At 57.2% G+C, this 21,007-nt stretch carries 28 protein-coding genes; 16 read left to right on the forward strand and 12 right to left on the reverse strand.

The genetic code is table 11. From position 1 onward, the window contains the following. Positions 1-69: 69 nt before the first annotated feature. The 3 genes from C480_RS18775 to C480_RS18785 all read right to left on the reverse strand — a co-directional run bounded on the left by C480_RS18775 (position 70) and on the right by C480_RS18785 (position 2,692). Complete coding sequence (locus tag C480_RS18775) at positions 70-1,260, reverse strand: hypothetical protein (RefSeq protein ID WP_152424100.1); 1,191 nt, start codon at positions 1,258-1,260, stop codon at positions 70-72. Positions 1,261-1,437: 177 nt separating this feature from the next. Then, on the reverse strand, positions 1,438-2,163 hold the full coding sequence (ric, locus tag C480_RS18780; protein WP_006667220.1) for an iron-sulfur cluster repair di-iron protein: 726 nt from the start codon (positions 2,161-2,163) through the stop codon (positions 1,438-1,440). A 142-nt stretch (positions 2,164-2,305) separates the two neighbouring features. Continuing rightward, a complete protein-coding gene (locus C480_RS18785) occupies positions 2,306-2,692 on the reverse strand; it encodes a DUF488 domain-containing protein (RefSeq protein ID WP_206537321.1) in 387 nt (128 codons plus the stop codon). A 90-nt stretch (positions 2,693-2,782) separates the two neighbouring features. On the opposite strand from C480_RS18785, the gene C480_RS18790 reads away from it, so the two are divergent. Further along, the gene (locus tag C480_RS18790) at positions 2,783-3,241 is read left to right on the forward strand and encodes a metal-dependent transcriptional regulator (RefSeq protein ID WP_006667222.1); all 459 of its coding nucleotides are present in this window, start codon (positions 2,783-2,785) and stop codon (positions 3,239-3,241) included. Between the two features lie 60 nt (positions 3,242-3,301). Then, the gene (locus C480_RS18795) at positions 3,302-3,538 is read left to right on the forward strand and encodes a DUF2249 domain-containing protein (protein WP_006667223.1); all 237 of its coding nucleotides are present in this window, start codon (positions 3,302-3,304) and stop codon (positions 3,536-3,538) included. 43 nt (positions 3,539-3,581) lie between these two features. Here the strand turns inward: C480_RS18795 and C480_RS23225 are convergent, their stop codons facing one another. Beyond that, positions 3,582-4,073 carry a hypothetical protein gene (locus C480_RS23225; protein WP_152424101.1) on the reverse strand — a complete coding sequence of 164 codons (492 nt, stop codon included), beginning with the start codon at positions 4,071-4,073 and terminating at the stop codon, positions 3,582-3,584. Positions 4,074-4,642: 569 nt separating this feature from the next. On the opposite strand from C480_RS23225, the gene C480_RS18805 reads away from it, so the two are divergent. Next, a complete protein-coding gene (locus tag C480_RS18805; RefSeq protein WP_006667225.1) occupies positions 4,643-5,626 on the forward strand; it encodes a hypothetical protein in 984 nt (327 codons plus the stop codon). Next, on the forward strand, positions 5,619-5,903 hold the full coding sequence (locus C480_RS18810; protein ID WP_006667226.1) for a sulfurtransferase TusA family protein: 285 nt from the start codon (positions 5,619-5,621) through the stop codon (positions 5,901-5,903). Before C480_RS18805 ends, C480_RS18810 begins: the two co-directional genes overlap by 8 nt. A gap of 54 nt (positions 5,904-5,957) precedes the next feature. Here the strand turns inward: C480_RS18810 and C480_RS18815 are convergent, their stop codons facing one another. Both C480_RS18815 and C480_RS18820 read right to left on the reverse strand, forming a co-directional pair. Next, positions 5,958-6,179: a cupin domain-containing protein gene (locus tag C480_RS18815; protein ID WP_006667227.1), complete on the reverse strand. Its 222-nt coding sequence runs from the start codon at positions 6,177-6,179 to the stop codon at positions 5,958-5,960. 85 nt (positions 6,180-6,264) lie between these two features. Beyond that, positions 6,265-6,645, reverse strand: coding sequence for a cupin domain-containing protein (locus tag C480_RS18820; RefSeq protein WP_049904004.1), 381 nt, complete (start codon positions 6,643-6,645; stop codon positions 6,265-6,267). Between the two features lie 200 nt (positions 6,646-6,845). Between C480_RS18820 and C480_RS18825 the strand changes: the two genes are divergently transcribed. After that, on the forward strand, positions 6,846-7,196 hold the full coding sequence (locus tag C480_RS18825) for a DsrE family protein (protein WP_006667229.1): 351 nt from the start codon (positions 6,846-6,848) through the stop codon (positions 7,194-7,196). 271 nt (positions 7,197-7,467) lie between these two features. After that, positions 7,468-7,785: a CGCGG family putative rSAM-modified RiPP protein gene (locus C480_RS18830; RefSeq protein WP_006667230.1), complete on the forward strand. Its 318-nt coding sequence runs from the start codon at positions 7,468-7,470 to the stop codon at positions 7,783-7,785. A 13-nt stretch (positions 7,786-7,798) separates the two neighbouring features. Here the strand turns inward: C480_RS18830 and C480_RS18835 are convergent, their stop codons facing one another. The 3 genes from C480_RS18835 to C480_RS18845 all read right to left on the reverse strand — a co-directional run bounded on the left by C480_RS18835 (position 7,799) and on the right by C480_RS18845 (position 9,158). Next, positions 7,799-8,014, reverse strand: coding sequence for a heavy-metal-associated domain-containing protein (locus C480_RS18835; RefSeq protein ID WP_006667231.1), 216 nt, complete (start codon positions 8,012-8,014; stop codon positions 7,799-7,801). A gap of 155 nt (positions 8,015-8,169) precedes the next feature. Beyond that, the gene (locus C480_RS18840; RefSeq protein ID WP_152424102.1) at positions 8,170-8,421 is read right to left on the reverse strand and encodes a hypothetical protein; all 252 of its coding nucleotides are present in this window, start codon (positions 8,419-8,421) and stop codon (positions 8,170-8,172) included. A gap of 407 nt (positions 8,422-8,828) precedes the next feature. Next, positions 8,829-9,158, reverse strand: coding sequence for an antibiotic biosynthesis monooxygenase family protein (locus C480_RS18845; RefSeq protein WP_006667233.1), 330 nt, complete (start codon positions 9,156-9,158; stop codon positions 8,829-8,831). 107 nt (positions 9,159-9,265) lie between these two features. On the opposite strand from C480_RS18845, the gene C480_RS18850 reads away from it, so the two are divergent. The 3 genes from C480_RS18850 to C480_RS18860 all read left to right on the forward strand — a co-directional run bounded on the left by C480_RS18850 (position 9,266) and on the right by C480_RS18860 (position 11,872). Then, the gene (locus tag C480_RS18850) at positions 9,266-9,580 is read left to right on the forward strand and encodes a CGCGG family putative rSAM-modified RiPP protein (RefSeq protein WP_006667234.1); all 315 of its coding nucleotides are present in this window, start codon (positions 9,266-9,268) and stop codon (positions 9,578-9,580) included. A 79-nt stretch (positions 9,581-9,659) separates the two neighbouring features. Continuing rightward, entirely contained in the window at positions 9,660-10,592 is a 933-nt protein-coding gene (locus C480_RS18855) for a hypothetical protein (RefSeq protein ID WP_152424103.1), read from the forward strand. A gap of 152 nt (positions 10,593-10,744) precedes the next feature. Continuing rightward, positions 10,745-11,872: a DUF2249 domain-containing protein gene (locus tag C480_RS18860; RefSeq protein ID WP_006667236.1), complete on the forward strand. Its 1,128-nt coding sequence runs from the start codon at positions 10,745-10,747 to the stop codon at positions 11,870-11,872. A 239-nt stretch (positions 11,873-12,111) separates the two neighbouring features. Here C480_RS18860 and C480_RS18865 read toward each other — a convergent pair whose 3' ends face one another. After that, entirely contained in the window at positions 12,112-12,576 is a 465-nt protein-coding gene (locus C480_RS18865; protein WP_006667237.1) for a NuoI/complex I 23 kDa subunit family protein, read from the reverse strand. Positions 12,577-12,666: 90 nt separating this feature from the next. Here C480_RS18865 and C480_RS18870 point away from each other — a divergent pair, with 90 nt between their 5' ends. The 6 genes from C480_RS18870 (at position 12,667) to C480_RS22495 (ending at position 18,611) form a co-directional block, all read left to right on the forward strand. Continuing rightward, positions 12,667-12,957, forward strand: a complete 291-nt coding sequence (locus C480_RS18870; protein ID WP_006667238.1) for a DUF5789 family protein — start codon at positions 12,667-12,669, stop codon at positions 12,955-12,957. Positions 12,958-13,044: 87 nt separating this feature from the next. Beyond that, on the forward strand, positions 13,045-14,964 hold the full coding sequence (locus C480_RS18875) for a 2-oxoacid:acceptor oxidoreductase subunit alpha (RefSeq protein WP_006667239.1): 1,920 nt from the start codon (positions 13,045-13,047) through the stop codon (positions 14,962-14,964). Between the two features lie 5 nt (positions 14,965-14,969). Continuing rightward, positions 14,970-15,905 carry a thiamine pyrophosphate-dependent enzyme gene (locus C480_RS18880; RefSeq protein ID WP_006667240.1) on the forward strand — a complete coding sequence of 312 codons (936 nt, stop codon included), beginning with the start codon at positions 14,970-14,972 and terminating at the stop codon, positions 15,903-15,905. A 98-nt stretch (positions 15,906-16,003) separates the two neighbouring features. Beyond that, complete coding sequence (locus C480_RS18885) at positions 16,004-17,794, forward strand: ribosome biogenesis/translation initiation ATPase RLI (RefSeq protein WP_006667241.1); 1,791 nt, start codon at positions 16,004-16,006, stop codon at positions 17,792-17,794. A 169-nt stretch (positions 17,795-17,963) separates the two neighbouring features. After that, positions 17,964-18,200, forward strand: a complete 237-nt coding sequence (locus C480_RS22490) for a DUF2249 domain-containing protein (protein ID WP_006667242.1) — start codon at positions 17,964-17,966, stop codon at positions 18,198-18,200. Positions 18,201-18,365: 165 nt separating this feature from the next. Continuing rightward, on the forward strand, positions 18,366-18,611 hold the full coding sequence (locus C480_RS22495) for a ferredoxin (RefSeq protein ID WP_006667243.1): 246 nt from the start codon (positions 18,366-18,368) through the stop codon (positions 18,609-18,611). A gap of 365 nt (positions 18,612-18,976) precedes the next feature. Here C480_RS22495 and C480_RS18890 read toward each other — a convergent pair whose 3' ends face one another. Continuing rightward, a complete protein-coding gene (locus C480_RS18890) occupies positions 18,977-20,077 on the reverse strand; it encodes a hypothetical protein (RefSeq protein ID WP_006667244.1) in 1,101 nt (366 codons plus the stop codon). Positions 20,078-20,182: 105 nt separating this feature from the next. Between C480_RS18890 and C480_RS18895 the strand changes: the two genes are divergently transcribed. Beyond that, positions 20,183-20,515 (forward strand): CGCGG family putative rSAM-modified RiPP protein, encoded by a 333-nt coding sequence (locus C480_RS18895; protein WP_006667245.1) that lies wholly within the window; start codon positions 20,183-20,185, stop codon positions 20,513-20,515. A gap of 91 nt (positions 20,516-20,606) precedes the next feature. Here C480_RS18895 and C480_RS18900 read toward each other — a convergent pair whose 3' ends face one another. Continuing rightward, a complete protein-coding gene (locus tag C480_RS18900; protein ID WP_006667246.1) occupies positions 20,607-20,894 on the reverse strand; it encodes a hypothetical protein in 288 nt (95 codons plus the stop codon). Positions 20,895-21,007 lie beyond the last annotated feature (113 nt).

Genomic DNA, 21,007 nt, shown 5'->3' on the forward strand with positions numbered 1-21,007 from the left:
GCTATAATAACCTGTACAGTAGTAGTTGTCAGACTTATATGGACGGTTGAGGAAACCGGTCACTCCCGCTCAGCCGGCGTGGATACCAACGAGTCGTCTCGTCAGTACGTAAGCGTAGATACTCGTGCCCACGATACCGAGCGTGGCACCGACGTCTCCTACCACCGGTGCGCCGAGTAGTGGTTCTACCGCTCGCAGTACGACTCCGAACCCGAGTGTGACGAGTGTCGCGAGACCGATACGGTCGCTCGCACCAGTGAACTGGCCCGTTCCGATCGGGAAGAACTCGTATGCATAGCCGATGATCGTCAACAGGAGAAACCCGTCGAGTACGAGTGGGACGTGTGCTTCGAGCAGCCAGGCGTCCTCCCCACTGATTGCAACCGTCGCGGCGACGAATACACCCCCAGCCCCTGCGAAAGCGCCTGCCAGGACGCCGAGGAGACCAACGCGTCGGCGGTCAGTCCGAACTGCGACGATAGCCACCATCCCGAGATAGCATATCACGCTGAACGATAGAACGACGGCACCCACCTGGAACAGTGGCCCCCTCCAGAAGCTACCGGCGATGAGGGCGGGAGCGACGACACCTCCACCGAGGGCACCCCACGTGAGTGGCCGTGGCGGGACGACGTGGAAGAAACCGACGAGGAGTCGCGTGCCCAGGCTGATGATCAACAGTGCCGCGAAGCCAACAGCGTAGAAGTGCACGACGCCGGGAATAGATGTGGCGGGAATCACCGGAATGCTTGACGCCCTCGCGAGGAGTGCGATGGTACCGATAGCTAGGTATAGAATCGCGAACGGGACTGTCGCGGTGGCGGCACGCGTCGAACGTTGCGGGCGGTCCCTGCTGCGGATCACCACGCTCGGATCCGCCCGAAGGACAGGAACGATTGTCGCACCCAGTACGGCCAGGAAACAAGCGACACCGAGACTCCAGAGGCTAGCACCAGCTGTGACGAGTGGTCGGGGAAGGGTCGTCAGCTGTCCGGCCACGAGTACGGCAGCGCCGGCGTACGAGATGACGAGGTGGACGCCGGGAAGCCGGGGTGTTGCGAGGGTCGTTCCGACGTACGCCGGGAGCAACAGGTACGCCATACCGAAGGTCATCGGCAGGACGGCCCCCAGCAGCCCAAACAACCCGATCGATCGAATTGGCCAATCGAGCAGATACGTCGTCTGGAGGCCGACCATCCCGAGAGCGCTGGCGACGGCAAACGCATGCGTCCAGCGACTGACGCCACCAGCTCGGTTCACGAGCGTTGCCGACGAGGCCGATCACAATAAGCTAATTGCGCCGGCCCGCCGGTGCTACTGCTCTGCGTCGCCCTCGTTCGAGACGGGACACTTCCGGCAGAGTCAGGAGCCATAGCAACCCGTGTCCGATCCATCTCGGTACGGAATCCGAATAGATCCATCCAGGAGAGATGACGATCAGGAATTTCGAGATTCTACACCGTCCGATAGTTTCGTCTCCGCTTCGACGAAGAGGACGTTGTTCTCCTTGTGGACGTGTTCGTGCGTGTCTCGCTCGAGAGCATCGAGACGCTCGATCATACTCTCGTAGCTCGGACATGCGTCGGCTGGGATGGTATACCCGTCCGTCAGTTCCGCGATGCGCTCTAGCAGTTCCGCCGTATCCTCGTGGTCCGCCTTCATCTCCTCGATTTCCTCCCGGAGTCGTCGGCGTTCCCCTTCGGAGAGCGACTCCCCACGGTCGAGCTTCTCGATGATCGGGAAGACCTCCTCTTCTTCCTCCCGAATGTGTTCCTTCATCGTTGGCGCGAGGTCGAGATACGCTGTTTGGAGTGCCTCCAGTTCGGGATGGTTCTCTCCGTGAACGCGAGCGATCTTTCTGACGAGGCCCTCCAGTGCCGGTAGTTCCTCGCGCAGGTACTGATGGTGGGTTTCGATGACGTCGTCGACCAGTTCCGCGAGGTTGTCCCAGTCAGCCGCCTGAGCGTCGTCCGTCTGGATGTCGGCGAGCTCTTCGCGCACATCGTCCAGATTGACTCCAGCCTGTTTACACGCTATCTCGAGGGAGGCGTCCCCGCCACAACAGTAATCGATATCCGCTGCCTCGAAAACACGGGTATAGGCCGGTACCTCACGGGCAAGTTCTCCTACCGGTCGCTGGGGATCGATGGTCGCGTTGGACATCTCAGATCTACGTGATGATCATATCCGTAGGTCCTTGAGGGGAAAGCCGAACATTGCCGGAGTACGAGCCACCAGCGGTCGTGAGATGTCCATGAATACAGGGTCTAACAATCGGTCCTCGAAAACGTGAACATCCCCTCGGTCAATCTATCTGTGATTCGAGGTACTCACGCAGGACGACGGCATTGTTCCGTTCCCGGTCAGTAGCAGCGTACAGCAACGTCAGCTGGTCGTCCTTGGCGACATCGAGAACACGTCCGACGGCGTCGTCCTTCTCCTTGAGCTCCGAGACGTACCGCTCCTTAAACTCCGTCCATCGATCAGGGTCGTGATCGTACCACGTCCGGAGCTCGTCGGATGGCGCAACCTCCTTGATCCACGCATCGAGTTGCGCCTCCTCCTTCGAAACGCCTCGAGGCCAAAGCCGGTCGACGAGCACCCGCGCTCCATCGTTGTCAGGGTCGTCGTAGATCCGTTTCGTCGTGATCTCCATACAAAGCTCCTCATCGGCCTGGGCCTTGATGGTCACGTCTATTCGGACGTCTTCGGGGAGACGGTATGACTTCGCGTGAACTAATTCGGGAGAGAGACTTCATCGTCGGAGGGCCGATGGAAACGTATGGCAACCGAAATTACCTCGTCAGCCACCGGCCCTGTCGGGGCGAGTGTCGGTCGGCGTACGGGCCAGTATCTGTTGGCAATCGATTGGCTGTCCGAGGACGCCGACCAAGTGGCGCCCGGTGAGATTGCGGCACGTCTGGGCGTTAGCGGAGCGAGCGTCACGGAGATGGGTTCGAAGCTAGAAGACGCAGGGTTAGTGACCGTGAAGAAATACACCGGCGTGAAGCTGACCGATAAGGGTCGGGAGGTCGCCCGAGAACTCGCGTGGCGACTCTGCGTCGTCGAGAATTTTTTCGAAGAGGAACTCTCCGCAGACCTCAACGAGGACCAGTCCTATGGGATCGGCTATACGCTTCCTCCTGAGGCTATCAAGCGATTGCGTGACTTGGTCGACCATCCCTGCATCGATCGCTGCCCCCAGACGAGACAGGACTACGATGGCTGTCGCATCGCGTAGCGAGTCCGTCCGAACATAGTCGGGGATGTGTATTGGACGACAGGTCGTGAATATGGTTCTATGAGTGCCGACATACACACTGACGCGGACGAAGTCCTCGATGTCCGAGAGATAGACGGTCAGCCGTTCGATCCGATTATGACCGCACTTGGTGAACTCTCGGAGGGAGAGACGCTATTGCTCGTCAACAGTTTCGAACCCGAACCGCTGTATGAGGTCCTGACAGAGCGCGGATTCGAGTACGAAACTGAGCAGCGTGGTCCGAGAAAGTGGCACGTCCGTATTGAAAACGCCTGAGGGAACGACCAGACTCTTGCAGAATTCGGTTCTATCGCGTCGCTCAACGAGCGGTGACGACGAGGTGATCGTCATCGGTCCGACCGATATCCGGGACTGACTCTCGACGTGGGTCGAAGGCCGTATACGCAAACGCCTGCCAGAGGACCCGCTCGGGATACGAACGCTCTTCAAGACTGACGCCCAGATCGGTAGCGAGAGCGGCGTGATCGAGCTCTCCATTCCGGATGGGGACAGCGAGTGGGTTCGACAGCGACGTCAGATCGATGTCGAACGAGGGGAACAACCGATCAGAAGCGTTCGTCGCCGGATGGTGTATTTCGCGGCGGCCGGGATAGCGGACCGCCAGTTCGGGCGTGATCTCCTCGGGTTCGTCTTCTCCGATCAGCTCTACAGCGCGCGGTGACAGTTCTATTCGCCGTCGGCCACTTGCTGCCACCTCAACGTCGTCACCGTCCACCGCGAGACGGATCGAGTCGGGAGTCACATCGACGATACGGATATTGGGAGCTTCGTAATCTCGAACGTGTGCCATACTCGCATCGCTACCCGCTGTCCCGTCGACCACGATCGCGACGCCAGTGGCTAGTTCCGTCGTAAGACCGCGAATTCCGACAGTGGTTTCGGAACGACCAACGAGATCGTGCGTGGTCGCATACGCGAACGACCAGTCGGTCGCTGGCGGCGACGAGTCACGGAGGGCAGGCCGCCAGTAGAAGACTCGATCTCTCGATCCTTCGGTATACGGAACTGCGTCGGGAAAGAATTCTGCGTTAAGTGTCGTCGGATCCAAGTCAGGGTGTTCGAGTACGAACTCGGCATAGGGCACCGTTCGAACGACCGGTTTCCGATCGTCGACATCCGGATGACGCCGCCAACTGATTGAAGTCGTCGCCGTTCCAGCTTCTCCCTCCATATATGTGTCTTCACACCCCGTACAGGAAAACTTCGGCACGGACGTATTCGCTTGGTGGGAACTCGAAGCGTCTCCGGATCGAATCGTTTGAAATCGGTCTTGGGATGTTGTGCCGGATCTGTGTCGAATATATCCGGACGCAGGTTTAGTTTCGGTAGGCCTAATGTCACACACGAGGCGGCCCCACGATGTCAAACCCTACTCAGTCCGCGCCCAGTCCCACCACGGAGGCACTCTTCGACCGATACCTCCTACCGAAGGTCGCACTCACGATCATCGTAGCTGCATCGTTGCTCGGCAGTTGGGTCTCTACCACGTTGGTCAGCGACAGTGGCATCGTCTCTGCCGTCGCGACGTGGGCGTTTCTCGTTGCACTAGGGACGCTCGTCGGCGGACTGCTCTGGAAGCATCTGTTCGTTCGTCCGGCGGACCTCGGGACCGGCGCTCGCGAGTACTGTGCAGCGATGTACGAGCGGTTCGATCGTATCGCTAGCCTCGCGGTGATCGTCACAGTTCTCGCGGGGAGCGTCGTACTCTGGCGGTACGTCGAGCGATTTGGAACGACCGTCGAAGCTGCTTCCCTCGCCATGCTCGGCTTGACGACAGTTGGAATCGTCGCCTGGACCATCCTCGCGGATCGGACGGTCGAATCCCAGTTCAGAAGTCGAGCGGGGCTGCTCGCGCTGACGTTCGGCCTGCTCACACTGCTCGCGACGGCTATTGCCGAAGTCGCGATGCGTGGTCTCGAACCGGCTGGTACTGTGGTTCGGATGCTCCATCTGCTCGCCTTTGCCGTCTGGATCGGCGGAGCCGTCTGGAACATTTTCGTGGCGGTCCCGTCGGGACAGGAGCGCCCGCGTGTCGACGTCGTCGCCGCTGCCGCCGAGCAACTGGAACGCTTCCGGTGGGCCGTCCGCTTCGTCATTCCGACGATCTTCCTTACCGGAGCGTATCAAGCAGTCGACGCGATCGGCCTGAACGTCTCGGTGTACGTTACGTCGACGATCGGCCTCGCGATTCTCGCGAAGGCCGGATTCATCGGCGTACTCGTCGTTATCTTCAAACTGTGCCCCATGTGGCGGGCCTGTTCACCCATTGAGGGTGTGTGTGACCTCGAGGAGCTCGGAGCGTCGCGGGTGGAGACTGACAGCGAGGTGTCTACCGATGACTGAAGTCACGGATGCGACGAGGGACCCGGACATCGCTCCCGACATGGTCGTAGACAATCGCGGTCGCGGTTGCGCGAGTGGTATCGTACGCGTTCAAAAAGCGCTCGAAGACCTCGACGACGGATCGGTCCTCGTCGTGAAGAGTACTGACAAACGTGCTCAAACGGAGTATCCACAGCTGGCTGAACAGACGCCCCACGAATTGATTGCAATCACGAAAGATCGAACCGGACTGCTCAGAACCGAGTACACCACGTACCTTCGCATCCACCAGACATAACCGGGCCTTCTGGCCGGTCGCACACATCGATGCAGTCGAAATCAACGATCGCGATCAGTCGCTCGACCGTTCAGCGAGGAGGATCAGTGCGACGCTCGGTTCGATTGCCCGTGGAGAGACTTCCCGGCGCCCGTCGAAACGAACGATGTCGCCCGCAGTCAGGTCGTACTCCTCGTCGTCCAGGGTGAGTTCGATCGCTCCCTCGATCAGATAGAGGACAATCTCGCGCTCCGGGTGGTCGTGGGCCGCTACCGCTTCGCCCGCATCCAGCGTCAATCTGATCGTCTTCGGTTCGGCGTCGGGAAAGACGTTCGCGTGGGGCGCTCCGTCCAGATCCCGATGGATTCGATCTCAACCATTGTCACGCGCTCTTTGGGTCGAATTCTCCTCGTTTGATCCCCTCGCGAACGGGGTCGTGTTCGGTGTCCGTCGGCGGCGGAGCAGTAACCAGGAATGCTTCGAGCCGACCATCCTCGTCAGCCTTGATCCCGCGGTCGGTGTCGGCTTCGACGACGACCACATCGCCGGGTTCGATGGCGTGTTCGTCGTCGCCGCTGCGGACGCGTCCAGTCCCCGAGTGAACGTGAATCGCGACGTCGCTCGATGGAGCGTGAACGGGGATGAATTGACCGGGCTCGAAGTACCCACAGACAACCTTCATTCGGTCGCTTTTGAAGACCTCCACGGCGTTGAACTTCTGGTCGTCGTAGGCCCGTTCGGCGTCGAAGTTCGTCGCGGTCACAGCGACCACCTCGGCGACCTCTCTGTTCGTCTCCCAATCGAGCGAGATGAGGCTGTATCGCGCATACGACTGGTGGTTGGCGTGTACGGAGGAAGAGCTTTGGTCCGAATGTTTCCGACCAGCGACTCGTGGAGGTAGCGATCGACTGGATATGTTCGCCTCCACACCCACGGAATTGGCCATCCAACATTGATGCGTCTATGGCAAAACACGCCTTCCTGCTCTTGTCCTCACCGGAGACGCCGGGAAAATTCGCCAATCCACTTACCTACGCACGTCAGCTCGACGAGGCGGGTCACCAGGTTGCCGTGTACTTCGACGGCGCGGCGACCTATTGGTTCGACGGAATCGAGGATCATCCGGAACCGGCGGTTCGAGCATACGAGGACGCCAAAGAACTGGGGCTGATTGCTGGCGTCTGCGATCACTGTGCGACGTTCAAAGGGGTCGCTGACGCCGTCGAGGCCGAGGGTTTCGAGATCCAAGGGACTGAACACGCCCCGGACGTTGCTGGACTCGTCGACGACGGCTACGAGCTTCACATCGTTTGAGCGACGAAGGTCTGGGTATCGATCGATGTACTGGTCATCGAACCTCCCGACTCGCGGCGAAACGAGGCTGTTGTATTGGGCATGTCACCGTTCATTAAGGTACGGAACACAGTGATTGAGACACCTTGAGCAATGTAAACCGTGAGCCCAGCGTATATGTTCGAACCAACCATCACGAGGTTTCGGTGCTATCGACGACTATGTGGATGTCTCGAGCGATTCCAGCCGAGTTGACCGCACTTCCATCCCATCCAGGGGTGAGGTCATACTGATGTCGGTAGACCCAGAAGACGGGCGTGAACCGGTTACCATCCGCGAACACGATCGACCGTGGGCTGCCGATCTCGAATCTGATCGACACGCGAATGATAGCCGTCTTGTCGTCGCGGAGGCCATCGATGCTATCGAAGAGACTCGCCCCGGCATCCCTGTTGACCTCGTGACCCACGAGTGTCACGGCGATCCCATGGACTACCTCCTCGATCCCTTGCGATCAAAAGTTCCCGACGTCGCCGTAACCGGACATCGCCGGTGTACTTGTGGCGGCTACGTCATTACCGTCATGCGTCGGATTTCGGGATCCGAATAGTGGAAGGGCGAAATTACTCGGGTGCGTATCCCCACGTCTCGACGATTTCGTGTAACTCTTCGTCGTTAGTAGTCTCGGGATCGTACTCGATCGCCAAGGCCCGATTATCCGTCTCAATGGTCACTCCATCGACCCCAGGGGTTCCTTCCAAGACGGTGATGATCGTGTTCTCACAGTTGTCGCACTCGAAGACAGTATCGGTGACCGATACGGTGGCAATTGAGTCCATATCGTTTTACTAGACGACGTCGAATGATGGTAACGATTCACACGAATTTGTTCCGAGTAGCAGTGACCGTCGTAGAGATCCACTTAGTTTATCGGAGAGCATTCAGCGCCCACTGCGGGTCTATGGCCTGTCGCACAGTCAGATAGATCGGGGGGTTACTGGGTTCCGGCAGGCAGCTGGTCCACTGTCTCGACCTCCCCAATGCGCTCGATCGCCTCGATTGGGATTTCAGTAACAGCCGTGATGATGAGACCGTCCTTACCTCTATGTGAGCCTTTCTCGACGTCGATTAGTAACTCCTCGTAGTACTTCCGAATTGTGGCAACGACGTACTCGTCCCGACCCGGTCTTGTTCGAATCAGATACGAATACTGCTCCACGTCTTCTGTATCTCCCATTTCACTCAAGCTATCGATGGTCAATCGTCCCCAAATTACTGCTGCTCTGGATCTTGTCTGAGGCAATAACGAGTCTATCCCGTAGCTCCGACCGATCGAACTCTGTTATTGGGTCCGGGGACCCTTGACCGTCAGGAAGAGACTTTGAATCGCCTTCCCGACAAAAAATCCCACGATGGCGCCGAGTAGTACTGAATCGATTCCTTGGACGGCGACGACGGTGAGTACACCGAGGATTGCGAACCCGACTCCGAACGTCCACCCCCGTCTCATCACGTCCATAGGTCGGATGATGTCGTCGAATCGATCCGACGCGGTTTTGTAGCGATCATTGGGTGGGGACGCATCCACACTGGCGAACCCTGCCGACTAACGACCGTTTGGGTACGCGCTCCACGATGGGTAACACGGAACTGTCACTCCTCACTGACGTGTACTGGTGATTCTGTCGTCGATCGATCGACGGCGACCTCGTGAACCTCGACGGTATTCCCGGTCTTGAAGGCATGTTCCGCGGACGCTTCCTGGTGTGCTGACTCGAAGGCGGTACTTTCTCGCCACGCTTCGTAGTCTTCTCTCGTCTCCCAGAACGTCATGGTGATGTGGCCCTCCGCGTCGACGGGTGCGAGGACTGTCATCCCGCGGAACCCTGGCCTGTCCTCAATCCCGTAACTCGTTTGGAGTCGCTCTTCGAATGTTTCTACCCGTTCATCCGGAATGGTAACCCGGTTAGAAACGACGATCATTCCTGGGAGACCGTTAGTGCCGCCGTCTCCTAAATTCTCGCTCGGATATGTTCGTGCCGAGTACGTTCGTTCGTGAGTTTATGGTCATAGCCGTAGTAGCTTCGAGAATGGCCGACACCGTCAGCGATCACGAGAACCACGGGACCGAACCGGTCACCGATCAGGTCCACGGGAGCGCGTGGGCAGCAGACCTCGAACGACCCGAACACGCGGCTAACCGAGAGCTACTGGTCGAGGAGGCGATTACAGCGGTCGAGAATACCGTCGAGGGGTCTCTCGTCCAACTCGTCACTCACGAGGCACACGGGCATCCATCAGCGTATCTCTACGAATCACTCGAGGAAACGTTCGGTGACGCGGTCCACTGGGAGTACGTCTGTCAATGCAATTGTGGTGGTCATATCGTCCGTGTCGAGGTATGAGTGTAAGAACGGTCAACCGTGACTTGACGCTCGAAAGATGACGACTACCGTTAGTGACCTTCGGCTCGCTGCCGAGCGATTGCGGAAGGCACTTGCAGAGTATGAGTCGTTCCTCAGTGGCTGGCAGGACGCAAACGAGCCACTCGCGAACGACGACCACGCTACACCGGCAGAACCGGACGTGACGATGCAGGAAGTAACTCAGGAGTCAGGCGTCGCGATCACAAACGATGTCCTTGAACGCTATCACGCAGCCAGCGACGCGGTGACGAGGTACATTCAGCGAGCCCGAGATCAAACAGATTCTGACTGGTCCGAAGTCGTCGCCGCAACCGAACCGGTACGGAAGGCGACACTGGCGGTTCATACAGCCGGGTATGGCTCCCACCCTGAGACGGGTGAACGCGACTACCTACTGCCAGCCGAGCTGTGTCTCGCCCGCCGGCTGTCGATGAACGCCGGGTCGTCGCCAGTCACCTTCGCAGACAGGATTGCCCAGTATGGAGCCGTCGCCAACCGGTTCGGTATCGACGCCGATGTCGTGTACCACCCTGGATCGGGTCACGACGTGAGCCCATCGGTCGCGTTTCCCGAAGCCGAGGTTACGTATGTCGACGTCGACGTGGCGGCGATGGACGACCTGGCGGCAGCGGGGTACGCGGCCCGCTTGGCCGATGCTACGGCATATACTGTGGATGGCGGCGCCGACGTGATCATCCTTCGAAATGCGGGGCTCGTCGAGGAGGCAATCGTAGAGAGGAACCTGCAAGCGGGCAGTTGGGTGCTCGCCAATGACCACCTTGAATCCGCTCGCCATGTGGTTGGGATGGATGGAATAGATCTCGTGGGAGTCGTTCCGGACGATTGGCCAGGTGACACACCACGAATCAAGACCGCGGATTTAGATCCATCTCACATCGAAAGCGAGGGCAATAGGTCTCCGCAGTCCGGTCCCTCCGATTGGGCAGGGTCGCCACTCGATCTCTATGTATTTCGCGAGAGTATCCGTTGAGGACGCGCCGGGTCATCCAATAAAGAGTCTCCGTGGCGAGTCGTCAGACTATTGATCTGGACTCGGGGAACGAACTGTGAGGTGGCCACTTTGGGGTGTCGGCGGAAGTGTTCGCCCCAGTGCCTATCCACCCCGGCACTAAAGTCGACAGTATGCGTACGGAGATTGACCTGACGGATGCGTCTCGTGAGGACGTTCGGGATCGCCTCTACGAGCTGTTCGACGATGTCGAAGCGGGAGACACCCTTCATCTGATTGCAGATCAAGTGCCCGGTTTCACGTTGCTACGGTACCAAATCGAACGTAATGTCCAGTTCTCGTGGGACGTAACGAGGGATGCAGACGAGGTTCGGATGGCGATTGCAGTGGAAGGCGACCTTGCCGCCGCGCTCCCGGACTTCGACGTCCGAGTCATGCCGCCACAGCGCCGCCACGAGGTGCTGCTCGAGGGATTCGACGAACTCGCCCCTGGGGAGGGGTTCGTACTGGTCAACGACCACGACCCGAAGCCGCTATACCACGAGCTCCGATCGACGCGCGGTGAGACCTTCGAGTGGGAGTATCTCGACGAAGGGGGACGTGAGTGGCGTGTCGCTATCGAAAAGACCGAAGAGTCCACTGCGCCGGACGATGACATCATCACCCGGTACGACGTCCGTCAGATTCCCAAACCCGAGCGACACCCGTCGATTCACCACCGATACGGAATGATCCCCGAAGGCGAAGCGATGGAGATCGTTGCTCCCCACGAACCCCGGCCGCTGAAACAGGAGTTCCAGCAGCGATATGGCGACGCCTTCGAGTGGCAGATTGTCGAGCAGGAGCCGGGACGCGTCGCCGTCCGGATCACGAAGCGTGCTGACGTCGACGATGAAGACGCCGAAGCGAACTCCTGTGCCGGTGAGGATGCCCATCACGATGGACATACTCATCACGCCGGCGGAGAGCTCGATGGAGACGGAGAAGCAGCGTCCAGGACCGACGAGGACCTCGACGTCGAAGTCAGCCAGGAACTCGACGTCAGGGAGTATCCGCCCGCTCGTCGCCACGAGCTGATCTTCCAGGCGTACGACGACCTCGAACGAGGCGAAGCGTTCGTCCTCGTCAACGACCACGATCCAAAGCCGCTCTACCACCAGTTCAGCGCCGAGGAAGGACCAGAATTCCACTGGCAGTACCGTCAGAAGGAACCCGGGGAGTTCCGGGTACTCGTCGGCAAGGTCGAACCCAAAGATCAGGAGGCGTCGTCGGATCCCGCAGAAGAGGGAACGCCATTCTGAACGGCGTCACCGATGGCTGAGTTGCAGGCGGTATTAGCCTGCGTTGGGGGGTGCGAAGATCGGTCCGTAGATCGCCTGCGGCATACGGACAGTTAGCCCAACCTCGCTACCGGCAATGGCTACAACGAGATGAGCTTCCGCCGAGGACTCTACGTTGAAGGAGTCCGACTACTGATTTTGTATCGTGTCCTGACTCCATACGAGTTAAACTCATCGCCCCCATGAATTCACTGAAGCCATTACTGATAATCAATTTCTCCGTCACCTTCGCCAATCCAGGCCCCACGGTCGGGTTCTCTCGATGCTAATGGGTCTGGCAAATCTTTATACCATGGGACATTTTTCAGCTGCTCCTTGTTATAGACTAAATCGTGTTTTGTATCACCTGTAAATTCAAATTGCTGAGTGAGAATGATCGCATCAGTTGGACATACCTCTTCGCAAAGTCGACAGTAGATGCATTGCCCGACATGCAGATTATATTGTTCACCGTTGCGCTGTTCGTCCATCACAATCTGAATCGTATTGTTTGGACAGACGTTTTCACATTGCCGACACCAGATACATCGTTCTTGACTAAATTTGTGAATTCCCCGGAACCGAGGACTGACTTCAGGTGCCTGCTCGGGATACTCGACGGTGAACGTTTTCCCGTCTAAGGCATGTTTCATCGTCACCGCCATCGATTTGAGAATCCCGATCATTACAGATAGATAGTCGATAGCGTCAATCATAATTGTTGGGGGGTGCCAACATGTGCCAATGTTTATCGGAGTGGCGGACGACAATTGAATATGGGACCAATTGAAATCCAACAGCTGTGTGAGCAAAAGGTCGATTTTCCAATTACACACGATGCCCTCCTCGACGAACTCGGTGAGGCAGAACTGAGGCCCCCCACTGGAGAACCCACAACGGTAGGGACTGTGCTGGAGACCACCAACGAACGAAGCTACGGGTCCGTCGACGACGTGTATCAGACTATCCTCGGGAATCTAGACGAGTCGTTCGTCGGACGCAAGTTCTACGATGACCGGGGAGGTGTCTGGGATTTCGACCAACGAGACCGGACCTATTCGTTCTGATGTCTCGTATAAGCGAGGCGAGTATATTCCCGTGATACTACTTACAACTCCGCCACGTATCCCGAATACGATGAGACACCAGACACCATGACAGAAAACGAACTCATTTGGCGACTCGCAGGAGGGTCCGGGGACGGCATCGACTCGACGAGTCAGAACTTCGCGAAAGTACTGATGCGGTCGGGGCTCCACGTATTCACCCATCGTCACTATCCATCACGGATACGTGGTGGCCACACGTACGCTGAGCTTCGATCGAAAGCGACGCCGGTACGATCCAGAGGGGACGGGTATAACTTTCTTCTGGCACTGGGCGATTCGTTTGCACGGAGCCCGGACGAGGAGGCCTACTACGGAAACGAGGAAGTCAAGCCCCTCGTAGAAAACCTCGATGACCTCCGTGATGGGGGCATCATCGTCTACGACGAAGGGCTGATCGACATCGACGACGTCGATAGCGTGCTCGAGACATCACTCGAAGCCCTCGCTGCAGAACACGATTGGCACGTCTATCCGCTCGACCTTCGGGACATCGCGACAGACCACGGTCGTGAGGTGATGCGCAACACGGCGGGCGTCGGTGCAACGGCGGCGCTCATATCGCTGGATCTCGATCCCATCGAAGCGTTGATGTCAGATTCGATGAGCGGCGACGCCCTGGAGGCGAATCTGACGATCCTCGAAGCAGCGTACGATCAAGTGCGGGACGAACACGAGATTGACCACGACGTCGTCCTTCCGGAGGGAACGCACGAGGAAGCGCCGGTCCTCCTCTCCGGATCGCACGGCGTCGCGTACGGTGCGCTTGATGCCGGCTGCCGATTTATCTCTGGCTATCCCATGACGCCGTGGACGGAAGTGTTCACGATTCTATCCCAGCATCTCCCCGAGTACGGTGGTGTTTCCGAACAGGTCGAAGACGAGATTGCCGCTGCCGGGATGGCGATCGGTGCGTCCCACGCAGGTGTGAAGGCAATGTCTGGCTCCTCGGGGGGTGGGTTCGCACTCATGTCCGAGTTACTCGGAACGGCCGAAATGACCGAGACACCGGTCGTCTTTGTCGAGGCCATGCGGGGCGGCCCATCGACCGGGATGCCGACCAAGCCAGAACAGGGAGACCTCGACCACGTCCTGTACTCCAGCCAGGGCGATTCCAACCGAATCGTCTTCGCACCGGGAACGATCGAGGAGTGTTACGAACAGACGCGTCGAGCGTTTGAACTGGCCTACGAGTACCAGCTCCCCGCGATCGTCATCATCGACCAGAAGCTCTCGGGTGAGTATCGAACAGTCCCGGACAGCGTCTTCACGGAATCAGCCCCAGACCCGGATCCAGGTACAGTTCTTACGGAGGAAGAAATCGAAGACGCAGCACACCACGCGTCGGGTTCGTATCTCCGCTTTCAGTACGATACTGACGATGGCGTCGTACCGCGAACACTTCCCGGCCAGAAAGGTGGCCGATTCCTGACGACCGGAAACGAACACAATCCCGCGGGTCACATCAGCGAAGATCCAGAAAATCGTCGTCAACAGGTAGACCGACGGAGAGCAAAACAGGAAACAATTCGCGAGGTACTTGACGAGACGGGAACTCACCAGACCCGATACGGGGCTGAAGATGCCCGCTACGGAATCTTGGTGTGGGGAAGCCAACAGAGTACTGTCTTCGAAGCCGTCGATCGACTCAACGAGACTGATAACTCCGTTTCGGCACTAGGCGTAAGCGAAATGATGCCGTTCCCGGAGTCTGAGGTCGCTGACTTCCTCGAGAGCGTCGAGGAAGCTGTCGTGGTCGAAATGAACTCCGACGGTCAATTCCGGGGCTTAGTACAGCGTGAATTGGGGGCGTACGGCAATCGGCTGTCTAGTCTGCTCAAGTACGACGGTAATCCCTTCGAACCTGCTGAGGTGGTCGACGGTGTCCGTGCCGTCATTACCGACGATCCGGGTGTGACGCCACCGACGACGCGTCTCGAACCAACGAAAGCAACCAACTCGAGGTAACCACAATGAGTGCATTCAACGCAATTGGTGCAGATCAAGAGGTAGATACAGACGCGTTCACCCCCGGTGTCGAACCACGGGCGACGTGGTGTCCCGGCTGTGGGGACTTCGCCGTCCTGAAGACATTAAAGCAAGCGATGGTGGAACGTGGCAAGAACCCCGACGAGGTGTTGCTCGTCACGGGAATCGGATGCTCGGGCAAACTCTCGTCGTATTTCGAGAGTTACGGGTTCCACTCGATCCACGGTCGGTCGCTCCCGGTCGCGCGAGCGGCAACGCTCGCGAATCCCGATCTGGAGGTCGTTGCCGCAGGTGGCGATGGCGACGGATACGGCATTGGGGGCAACCACTTCACTCACACAGCCCGCGAGAACCACGATATGACCTATATCGTGTTCAACAACGAGATTTTCGGGTTGACCAAAGGACAGACGTCGCCGACGAGTCCGAAGGGACACAAATCCAAGACGCAACCATCCGGTTCGGCGAAGAACCCGATCCGGCCACTGGAGTGGGGCCTTAATGCGGGTGCAACATATATTGCACGGACTGCAGCGGTTAATCCCCGGCAGGCGACGGAAATACTCGTCGAAGCGATGGACCACGACGGCTTCGCCCACGTCGATTTTCTCACTCAGTGTCCGACATGGAACAAGGACGCCAAGCAATACGTGCCCTACATCGACGTTCAGGACTCCGAAGATTTCGAGTTCGACGTCCACGACCGTGACGAAGCGGCGCAAATGATGCGGGAAACCGATACGCGTCTCCACGAGGGCGAAATTCTGACTGGCCGGTTCTTCGTGGAAGAGGGGCGACCGTCCTACAGCGAAGAGAAGCGCCAAACAGGCCAGATGCCCGACAAACCGATTGTCGAACAGTACTTTGACGAAGACGCCGAGTGGAAGCCGTCGTCTGACCTGCTCGATCGGCATCGGTGATCGAGCAACCCCAAATTCACCACATACGGCTCGATTTACTGGGATATTCTCCCGCAACAGTCACCTATGAATACTCGGACTGATGGTTTAAGTAATCCATGACAGTGCCTCAAAGCGGACGGAAGCAAGAATACGTCGCAATCATCGATCAGGATGAGGTCACCGACGAAGTACGAAATATCGCGGTCAAATATGATCCGCTGAATCGGTCCGGACACGAGGGGTTCCACGTCACTGAGCATGGTGAACTCCACATCGACGACGCTAACGTCCTGGCCGAGCACAAACTCATCGAAAAGAAGATCCCCAACGACGCGATCCAAATTATTCCACTTCCGGCGGAAACCGGACAACTCGTCCACCAGTATGGTGAGAACGGATTCCGGTTGTACAATCTCCCCATCCCGGACGATGGTTCTGTAATCGGCCTTCTCGGCCGCAATGGCATCGGGAAGAGTACTGCGTTGGACATTTTGTCTGGTAGCCAAGTGCCAAATTTTGGCGGGGACGGTGAAGGACCAGACTGGAACCGGGCGATTGAATCGTTTCGGGGGACGACCCTGCAGACTCATCTCGAACAACTCCGAGACGAGTCGGTTGTCACCGCTTACAAGGACCAACGGGTCGACTCCCTCCACGAGACCGAGGCTGATACGGTACGCGAACTGCTCGTTTCCCGTTCTGACGATCCGGATCGATTCGTCAATGCACTTGGTCTCCGCTCGATCCTCGATCGGTCGCTGTCTGATCTGTCCGGGGGTGAACGACAGCGGGTTGCTATCGGGGTTACTCTCTCGAGGACGGCGGATCTCTATCTGTTCGACGAACCCTCGTCGTTTTTGGACATCAAACAGCGGTTGTCAGTGGCACGGACGATCCGCAGTCACGTACAGGAAACCGATTCCGCGGCTGTTGTCGTAGAACATGACCTTGCGACGCTCGACCTACTCTCTGATGCGATCCACGTCTTGTACGGTGAACCAGGGGGATTCGGCGTCGTTGCCCAGCGGTCGGCAGTACGGACGGGCATCAACCAGTTTTTGGAGGGAAAATTATCGGAAGAAAACGTCCAAATTCGGCGTCACTCAATCGACTTCCCGTCGGCTGGCTCTCGCGACAGCGGAAACAACGAACCGGCCCTTGTATATCCGCAGCTTGAGAAATCGTTCGCGGACTTTTCGCTCATCGTCGAACCAGGTCAGATTCACGCCGGGGAATCGGTGGGTATCGTCGGAGAGAACGCGCTGGGTAAAACGACGTTCGTGAAAATGCTTGCTGGGAGTGTAACTCCCGATAGTGGCCGGGTTCCGGAAGATGTCCTCGTATCGTACAAACCCCAGTATATCACGCCGGATAGCGACGTTGCAGTCCGTGAACGCTTTGCATCAGTCACCGATATCCACGCCCAATCATTCAAAACACGAATTCAGAATCCATTCGACCTCGAATCGTTGTATACTCGCTCACTTGACTCGCTTTCGGGCGGGGAGTTACAGCGTGTCGGGATTGCACTATGTCTCGCTCGTGATGCAGATCTCTATCTCCTGGACGAACCCTCAGCGTTCCTCGATGTGGACCGTCGAGTGGTACTCGCTGATCGGATTCACCAATTCAGCAAACGAACGAATCGACCCGTGCTCGTCGTGGATCACGACCTCTTCGTCATCGATCGAGTTGCCGATCGGTTGATCGTTTTCGAGGGTGAGCCGAGCCAGAGTGGCTATGCAGATTCTTCGCAATCAATGCGGGACGGCATGAACGCGTTTCTATCTGCCCTCGAAATCACGTTTCGCCGGGACGGACGAACCGGCAGGCCTCGAGTGAATAAGCCGGGCAGTCAACTCGACCGACAACAAAAATCGAGCGGCGAATACTATTATCAGGACTGATTATCCACTCGAATGGGAGCGGCCGTCAGAATTGGAGGTGCCCTGCTGTCACTCTTCTCATATACGCAATCCCGCGAACACATTTGTATGGATCTCTGATTGGTGATATTCGGACAACGCGAGCATCATCGGCAGAATGACTATCCCACTACAACACGAATCAGAGAATATGGGGGCCGACACCGATGACGACAGAATCCACGAATTTGATTGCCGTGAAACTACTGGAAATCCCTTCGATGAGATACTGACAGCGCTTAACGTTCTTCCCGATGATGAAATGCTTGTACTAATCGCCGACCACGAACCGGAACCACTCTATCCCGTCCTTGAAGAACATGGATACACTTATGAAACATCTCAAGCAACAGACGACGAGTGGCGAGTGACGGTTACTGAAAGGTGAAGAGCGATGAGTTGTGAATGACACTTCTATCACGGCTTGGTGATCCCGCGAGATGTATACCCGAGATAACGACCCTCGGTGTACGAGATATTCACCCAACGGAGCGCCCTTTGAACTCACTAATGAAATCCACTGGTTACAATTTGACACGAGGCGTGAATAATCATGTATGTTGAATTTGATCGAGACACGTGCACCGGGATATTCAACTGCGTCCATGAATGGGAGAAATTCATCGAAGATCGTGATGCTGGCAAAGCCACACTTGTTGGAAGTGACGAGAGGGAACCAGGATTATACATTCGAGATGTTCCAGACGGAGCAGAATTTGATGCCGAGATGGCTGGTCGCGTGTGCCCCGTTGATGCAATTACCGTCTATGATGAGGAGGGCAACCAACTAGTACCCTGATGAGACAATCAAATCCGCAGTATTTCGACTCCTGTGCCTTGTTGAATCCGGTATAGCAGTCTCTGTTTAAAGGATCGTTCGAGGTTGTAGACCGCGGCAGTGAGCACTAGTTCACGAATATTCGCGGTACCAAGCGCGTAGCGTGACAGCGGACCCGTATCGGCGTTTGATGGTCGAGAAGGCACTCCGTCCATTCAGCGCAGCCCGTAGAGCTCGCTGTCCAACCGTACGTTGTGTGCGTGATCGTCGTGATCGAACAGACGATGAGGAATCAGCGTCCGAACGCGATTAGCGCGGAGTGCGGCCTGTAGCGACTAAGAATGCTTCTGTTCCAATATAGTTCCCTTAGAACGGAGTGATTTTGGTTATCTGATATCCCACCCGATTCCGGCCGGTTTGGCCGGTGGCTCCAGCGGACTTGAGGGATAGGATTTGTCGGCTCGGTAGGTGTGATACGCAGGTGGTGCAAGGTCGTTTGGACCGTTTGGATAGAACAGCGAGGCGAGCGCCTGTGAGTGCGCTCGGCCAGCGTCGAGTTCGAACATTCCACCTCCATAGAGTTCGACATCGTGTTGCAAGCCATATTCGAGAATACGACAGAGTGATTCGAGCGTCCCAGACCGACACGGCTTGATGTTGAGAGCAGCTGGTACCCAAGGTAGTTCCTGGATGCTTTCGACACCCGTTATCGGGGCGTCCCAGGAGACTCGGTCAGCATATTCGTCGAGCACAGGTCGTGTCGTATCCGTGACGGCCGGATCTTCGATGAGTGCATCCGGGAACGTCTCGAACAACTGCCGGTAGAGGTCCGGATCAGTGGGAGCCCCGACATCCGAACCGTACTGTGCTTTCAAATCCAGAATTCGAACCGCACCAGTATCCGAGAGGGCCGAGAGTAACTCATCGCTCGGCGTGTCGGGGACGTCGATCTTGAATTCGATATCCGAATCCGCGTCGAGGAACCGGTTCACGGGACGGATGTGTGGAGAATCCCCGAGCTGTAGACTGACGACGAATGCCATCGGCTCGTACGTACGGTCCAGTACCGATGCCAGCGATCGCCCCGACTGTTTGAGTGCCAGATCTAGAACTGCACTCTCGATCGCCCAACGCAAATACTCGGGAGCGTCTCTGGACGCAGTCTGTGTCAAGATATTCGAATCGGCATCGAGAGCGTCCGAAAACGTTCCGACCGTCCAGTCACCGGTCGGAAGCGCTAGTCCGTCCTCGCGAAGTCGATTGTGTGCCTCCCTGGAGCGAGTGACGTCTTCTCCGAATCCAGTTACGCCTTCGCCGCGAACACGAATGATGGTTCGTTCGAACATCCGGTGTTCCGTCTCGATACGCTTTTCCTCGAACGAAACCGCTTCGACCGTGACCGGTACCGATTTGATATCTCTATAGAAGTCGGGGAGGCCACTGTGTATCGCGTCCTCCCAATCCCCTCCGGGTTTGTGGTCGTCCATACGTTCAGTGCGTGCTCTGTGCTGAAATACCCCAGACGACTTTCCACCCAAAAGGGGAGAGACACCACCAAACCCCTTATCCGAATAGCAGACCAATATCAGAGGATGGCAAGTCACTCCCACGATCACGGCGACGACCACGCACACGGTGAGACTGAACCTGTCACCGACCGAAACCACGATAATTCCTGGTCCGCCAACCTCGAGAAGCCACAGTACGAAGACGACCTCTCGCTACTCAAGCGTCACGGAATCGAGGCGGTCGAGCACACGACCAGCGGTCACCACGTGAATCTCGTCACGCACAAGGCACACGGCCATCCCGAGGGGTTCCTCTACGATGCGCTTGATGATCGGTTTGGAGATGAGGACGTCGAGTGGGAATATATCGAGCAGTGCGGCTGCGGTGGTCATGTCGTCCGCGTTCACGTTAACTGATCGGCGCGAATCAGAGACTACCCTCAGGATTGGAAAAGCTCTTCTCGACCGATTACACGCACAGCACGTGGACTGAGCTGTCAGCCAACTACTACTCGTCGTCAGCTAATTCTGTCCGGACGTAGTATGGCCCCTCCCAGTTTTGGACCCACTCTGGAGCCGCAGGGTGAGATTGCAACTGATTTGCTTCGTACGACTCGTCCGGGAATATCGTTCCCTCTTCGTCGGTTCCGTCTTCCCACGGCACTTCGAACGTTACTGAATCTCGGTTTTCGGCGGGATTCAGTTGTTTGTCTGCCCCATCGTCTAGATGGTACGGTCCGTCGACCCATTCTTGCGGATTGAATGTGACAACTATGTTAGATTTGTCGTTTGTCATAGTATTGCTGTCCGGTGCGTATTCGAAACTACTCGTGGAAGGCGAAAAAGCATAGGGGCGAATCCCACTTTTGAGCCCGAGAAACGCCAATATTCCTGCTGGACGGTGACTGT

Origin of the sequence: Natrialba aegyptia DSM 13077 (assembly GCF_000337535.1) — an archaeon.
Classification (GTDB): domain Archaea; phylum Halobacteriota; class Halobacteria; order Halobacteriales; family Natrialbaceae; genus Natrialba; species Natrialba aegyptia.

Bases quoted from the DNA above. Each gene is read 5' to 3' on its own strand.
- C480_RS18885 (WP_006667241.1), top strand. From the start codon at position 16,004: ATGACAGTGCCTCAAAGCGGACGGAAGCAAGAATACGTCGCAATCATC.
- C480_RS18860 (WP_006667236.1), top strand. From the start codon at position 10,745: ATGCGTACGGAGATTGACCTGACGGATGCGTCTCGTGAGGACGTTCGG.
- C480_RS18880 (WP_006667240.1), top strand. From the start codon at position 14,970: ATGAGTGCATTCAACGCAATTGGTGCAGATCAAGAGGTAGATACAGAC.
- C480_RS18845 (WP_006667233.1), bottom strand. From the start codon at position 9,158: ATGATCGTCGTTTCTAACCGGGTTACCATTCCGGATGAACGGGTAGAA.
- C480_RS18875 (WP_006667239.1), top strand. From the start codon at position 13,045: ATGACAGAAAACGAACTCATTTGGCGACTCGCAGGAGGGTCCGGGGAC.
- C480_RS18825 (WP_006667229.1), top strand. From the start codon at position 6,846: ATGGCAAAACACGCCTTCCTGCTCTTGTCCTCACCGGAGACGCCGGGA.
- C480_RS18895 (WP_006667245.1), top strand. From the start codon at position 20,183: ATGGCAAGTCACTCCCACGATCACGGCGACGACCACGCACACGGTGAG.
- C480_RS18810 (WP_006667226.1), top strand. From the start codon at position 5,619: ATGACTGAAGTCACGGATGCGACGAGGGACCCGGACATCGCTCCCGAC.
- C480_RS18870 (WP_006667238.1), top strand. From the start codon at position 12,667: ATGGGACCAATTGAAATCCAACAGCTGTGTGAGCAAAAGGTCGATTTT.
- ric (WP_006667220.1), bottom strand. From the start codon at position 2,163: ATGTCCAACGCGACCATCGATCCCCAGCGACCGGTAGGAGAACTTGCC.
- C480_RS18835 (WP_006667231.1), bottom strand. From the start codon at position 8,014: ATGGACTCAATTGCCACCGTATCGGTCACCGATACTGTCTTCGAGTGC.
- C480_RS22490 (WP_006667242.1), top strand. From the start codon at position 17,964: ATGGGGGCCGACACCGATGACGACAGAATCCACGAATTTGATTGCCGT.
- C480_RS18830 (WP_006667230.1), top strand. From the start codon at position 7,468: ATGTCGGTAGACCCAGAAGACGGGCGTGAACCGGTTACCATCCGCGAA.
- C480_RS18850 (WP_006667234.1), top strand. From the start codon at position 9,266: ATGGCCGACACCGTCAGCGATCACGAGAACCACGGGACCGAACCGGTC.
- C480_RS18890 (WP_006667244.1), bottom strand. From the start codon at position 20,077: ATGGACGACCACAAACCCGGAGGGGATTGGGAGGACGCGATACACAGT.
- C480_RS18790 (WP_006667222.1), top strand. From the start codon at position 2,783: ATGGCAACCGAAATTACCTCGTCAGCCACCGGCCCTGTCGGGGCGAGT.
- C480_RS22495 (WP_006667243.1), top strand. From the start codon at position 18,366: ATGTATGTTGAATTTGATCGAGACACGTGCACCGGGATATTCAACTGC.
- C480_RS18795 (WP_006667223.1), top strand. From the start codon at position 3,302: ATGAGTGCCGACATACACACTGACGCGGACGAAGTCCTCGATGTCCGA.
- C480_RS18865 (WP_006667237.1), bottom strand. From the start codon at position 12,576: ATGATCGGGATTCTCAAATCGATGGCGGTGACGATGAAACATGCCTTA.
- C480_RS23225 (WP_152424101.1), bottom strand. From the start codon at position 4,073: ATGGCACACGTTCGAGATTACGAAGCTCCCAATATCCGTATCGTCGAT.
- C480_RS18805 (WP_006667225.1), top strand. From the start codon at position 4,643: ATGTCAAACCCTACTCAGTCCGCGCCCAGTCCCACCACGGAGGCACTC.
- C480_RS18900 (WP_006667246.1), bottom strand. From the start codon at position 20,894: ATGACAAACGACAAATCTAACATAGTTGTCACATTCAATCCGCAAGAA.